The organism is Anaerococcus sp. (assembly GCF_022770135.1).
GTDB lineage: Bacteria > Bacillota > Clostridia > Tissierellales > Peptoniphilaceae > Anaerococcus.
In genome coordinates this window covers 1-3,986 of sequence record NZ_JALEIL010000088.1, presented here as the reverse complement: position 1 = coordinate 3,986, position 3,986 = coordinate 1, and the positions used below count along the sequence as shown (strand labels likewise).

At 34.8% G+C, this 3,986-nt stretch carries 4 protein-coding genes and 1 pseudogene; all 5 read left to right on the top strand.

The window, feature by feature from the left end:
• On the top strand, positions 1-831 hold an 831-nt coding region (locus MRZ08_RS04075; RefSeq protein WP_297379546.1), incomplete at its 5' end, for a dihydrodipicolinate synthase family protein.
• Positions 832-845: 14 nt separating this feature from the next.
• Positions 846-2,360 (top strand): sodium:solute symporter, encoded by a 1,515-nt coding sequence (locus tag MRZ08_RS04070; RefSeq protein WP_297379543.1) that lies wholly within the window; start codon positions 846-848, stop codon positions 2,358-2,360.
• 9 nt (positions 2,361-2,369) lie between these two features.
• Positions 2,370-2,819, top strand: a complete 450-nt coding sequence (locus MRZ08_RS04065) for a YhcH/YjgK/YiaL family protein (RefSeq protein ID WP_297379541.1) — start codon at positions 2,370-2,372, stop codon at positions 2,817-2,819.
• A gap of 66 nt (positions 2,820-2,885) precedes the next feature.
• The gene (locus MRZ08_RS04060) at positions 2,886-3,770 is read left to right on the top strand and encodes an ROK family protein (RefSeq protein ID WP_297379537.1); all 885 of its coding nucleotides are present in this window, start codon (positions 2,886-2,888) and stop codon (positions 3,768-3,770) included.
• Positions 3,736-3,986: pseudogene (locus MRZ08_RS04055) on the top strand (hypothetical protein); the annotation flags it as partial. The gene MRZ08_RS04060 and the pseudogene MRZ08_RS04055, both read left to right, overlap by 35 nt.

Genomic DNA, 3,986 nt, shown 5'->3' with positions numbered 1-3,986 from the left:
CTTACAAAATATTTTATCGAAAAAGGTGTTAAGGGAGTTTATGTCAATGGTTCTTCTGGTGAATGCATCTACCAAAGCGTTGAAGATAAGAAAATCGTTTTAGAAAATGTTATGGAAATAGCTAAGGGCAAATTAACTGTTATTGCTCACGTTGCTTGCAACAACACAAAAGATTCTATGGAACTTGCAGCTCATGCAGAAAGCCTCGGAGTAGATGCTATAGCAGCTATACCTCCTATATATTTTAGACTTCCAGAATATGCTATAGCAGAATATTGGAATGACATATCATCTGCTGCTCCAAATACAGACTTTGTAATTTACAACATCCCACAACTAGCAGGTGTTGCACTTACACCAAGCCTATTTGCAGAAATGAGAAAGAATCCTAGAGTAATCGGCGTGAAAAACTCATCTATGCCAGTTCAAGATATACAAATGTTCAAACAAGATGCTGGTGAAGACTACATCATATTCAACGGTCCAGATGAACAATTTATCTCAGGCCGTCTAATCGGCGCAGAAGGTGCGATTGGTGGAACATATGGTGCTATGCCAGAGCTATTTTTAAAGATGAACGAACACTTAGTAAATGGAAACTTAGAAGAAGCACGCAATATGCAATATGACATCAATGCCATAATCTACAAGATGGTATCAGGCCATGGAAATATGTATGCTGTTATAAAAGCTATCTTAAAAGAAAATGAAGGCTTAGAACTAGGAAGTGTTAGAAAACCTTTAGCTGCATTAAGTGATAATGACGAAAAAATTGTTAAAGAAGCAGCTTCAATGATTAACAAGGCTCGCGAAAAATACATTACAAATTAAAATAGGAGAAATTTATGCAAGGATTTACAAACATTGATTTAGCAATACTAATAGTCTATCTAGCGGCTGTATTATTTGCTGGCCTTCACTTTTCAAAAAAAGAAATGAAAGGCAAGGAATATTTTAAGGGAGATGGATCCATACCTTGGTGGGTAACATCAGTATCTATTTTTGCAACCTTACTTAGCCCGATATCTTTCTTATCCCTTGCTGGAAATTCATATGCCGGTACTTGGCTTATGTGGTTTGCTCAATTGGGTATGATAATAGCTATCCCATTTACAATCAAGTTCTTTTTGCCTATCTATAGCAGACTTGATATTGATACAGCTTACCACTACCTTGAACTAAGATTTAAGAGCAAGGGTCTAAGAGTTCTTGGAGCTGTAATGTTTATCATATACCAAGTAGGACGTATGTCAATCATAATGTATCTACCATGTATGGTACTTTCTAAACTTATGGGTATTAGCGTTGATTTATTGATAATAATAATGGGAGTTATTGCTATCATTTATTCCTATACAGGTGGACTAAAATCAGTCCTATGGACTGACTTTATTCAAGGTTCTGTCCTTCTAATAGGTGTAACATTTGGATTAATCTACCTAATAGCTCACATTGATGGAGGGCTAGGTGCAATTAACTTAGAACTATTTAATAATCACAAATTCTTAGCTCAAGACCAACCAATGTTCGACCCAAATATATTGAAAGATAGCGTGTTTTTACTAATAGTAGGAGCGGGACTAAATACAATTGGCTCATATGTATCAAGCCAAGATATAGTACAAAGATTTACAACAACAACTGACACTAAGAAACTTAACAATATGATGAAAACCAATGGACTCCTTTCAATATTTATTTCAACAGTTTTCTACCTAATAGGTACTGGACTATATGTTTTCTATAATGTGCAAGGAAATCCCCTACCTCCAGCAGCTCAACAAGACCAAATATTTGCATCTTGGATAGCTTTTGAACTACCTGTAGGTGTTACTGGCTTATTACTTGCAGCTATATATGCAGCTAGCCAATCTACCCTATCAACCGGACTAAACTCAGTAGCATCAAGCTGGACCCTAGATATCCAATCTAGACTTAACAAAAAAGAACTATCATTTGAACAACAAACCAAAATTGGTCAAAGAGTATCATTAATCGTTGGTATATTTGCTATAATCGTATCAATCATACTAGCACATGGCTCTATCAAGTCAGCCTATGAATGGTTTAACGGTTTCATGGGTCTAGTATTAGGTATACTAGTGGGTATATTTATACTAGGAGCTTTCACAAAAGTTGCAAATAAATTCGGTGCAAGCTTAGCGTTTATAGTATCATCTTTAGTAATGGTATACATCAAATACTTTGTAGATCCAGCTAAAGTATCATTTTGGTCATACTCTATAATTTCAATAGTAGTTTCACTTGTAGTTGGTGTTATAGGCTCTATTGTCTACAACAAAGTTAAGGGAGTAGAAGACCTAGCTCCAGATGGAATGACAATTTTTAAGGCAAAATAGGAGAATAAAATGATATTTGGAAACATTAAAAATCTAGAAGAATATTCTTTTTTGGAAGATAAAATCAAAGAATGTTTCACTTATGCTAAAGAAAATGATTTAATGTCATTCGATACTGGTAGACATGATATAAAAGGCGACGAATTATTTGTAAATATTGTAGAATATGAGACAACAAAGCCAGAAAATAGGTTTTGGGAAGCTCACAAAGATTATCTAGACCTTCACCTTCTCTTAGATGGGAAAGAACAAATAGACCTTAATTTCTTAAAAAATATGACATTAGGTGAATACATCAAAGAAGAAGACTACCAAAAGATCGAAGGCTATAAAAATTCATCAGTGACTTTAAGTCAAGGAGACTTTCTAATCTGCTATCCTAACGATGGTCATATGACTGCTATAGCAGTAGATAAACCTCAAAAAATCAAAAAAGCAATATTTAAAATAAAGATCTAAATTATGAAAAGGCATGTGCTCTGCATGATGCCTTTTTATGAACTTAAGAATTTCAAGGAGACAATTGTGAAATATTACATAAGTATAGACATAGGTGGAACATTTATAAAATATGGTCTAATAGATGAAAACGCTATTATAAAAGAGAAAAATGAATTAGAAACCGAAGCTTACAAAGGCGGAGAACAAATCTTAGAAAAGGTCCTAAAAATAATAGAAAACTACACGAAAAGTCAGCAAGTAGAAGGAGTAGCCATATCCACAGCTGGCATGGTCGACAGAAAAAATGGATCCATTCGCTATGCTTCAAATCTCATACCAAACTACACCGGTATCAACTTCAAAAAACCAATAAAGGAACAATTTGGTCTAGACTGTGCAGTAGAAAACGACGTTAACTGTGCAGGACTAGGAGAATATATATCAGGAGCAGGCAAGGATAGCAAGATTGCCCTAATACTCACCATAGGAACTGGCATAGGTGGTTGTGCCGTAATCAATGGAGAAGTCTACCAAGGCGTATCAGGCTCTGCCTTAGAAGTAGGCTATATGAAAATAGGAAATGAGGATCTCCAAGACCTTGGATCAGCAAAAACTCTAGTTGAAAAGGTAGCAAAAGAAAAAAACGAAAGCGTGGATGATTGGAATGGCAAAAAAATCTTTTACCTAGCTAAAAAATCAGATCCTATTTGTACCAAGGCTATTGATGAAATGTGCGAAGCTATAGCCATAGGTATAGCTAACATCTCCTATGTTCTAAACCCAGATACAGTAATCTTAGGCGGAGGAATCATGTCCCAGGAAGACTACCTATATGGTATAATAGATACTAAGTTAAGAGAATATCTAAAAGAGCCAATTTATGAACAAATTAGTCTCAAATTTGCCAAAAATCAAAATTCAGCAGGCATGATAGGTGCCTTTTATAACTACAAACAAGAATACAATTAAGGAGGATGCCATAGATTACCTAACAAAATCAGTTATTGAAAATATAGAATCAAATTACGAAAACTTCACACCAGTAGAAAAAAATATAGCTGATTTTTTTATCCATAACAACAAGAAAGGGGATTTTGCCGCTAAAAAATTAGCAGAAAAACTCTTTGTATCCGAGTCCTCCCTATCGAGATTTGCACAAAAATGTGGATTTAGAGGTTATAGAGA

Bases quoted from the DNA above. Each gene is read 5' to 3' on its own strand.
- MRZ08_RS04070 (WP_297379543.1), top strand. From the start codon at position 846: ATGCAAGGATTTACAAACATTGATTTAGCAATACTAATAGTCTATCTA.
- MRZ08_RS04065 (WP_297379541.1), top strand. From the start codon at position 2,370: ATGATATTTGGAAACATTAAAAATCTAGAAGAATATTCTTTTTTGGAA.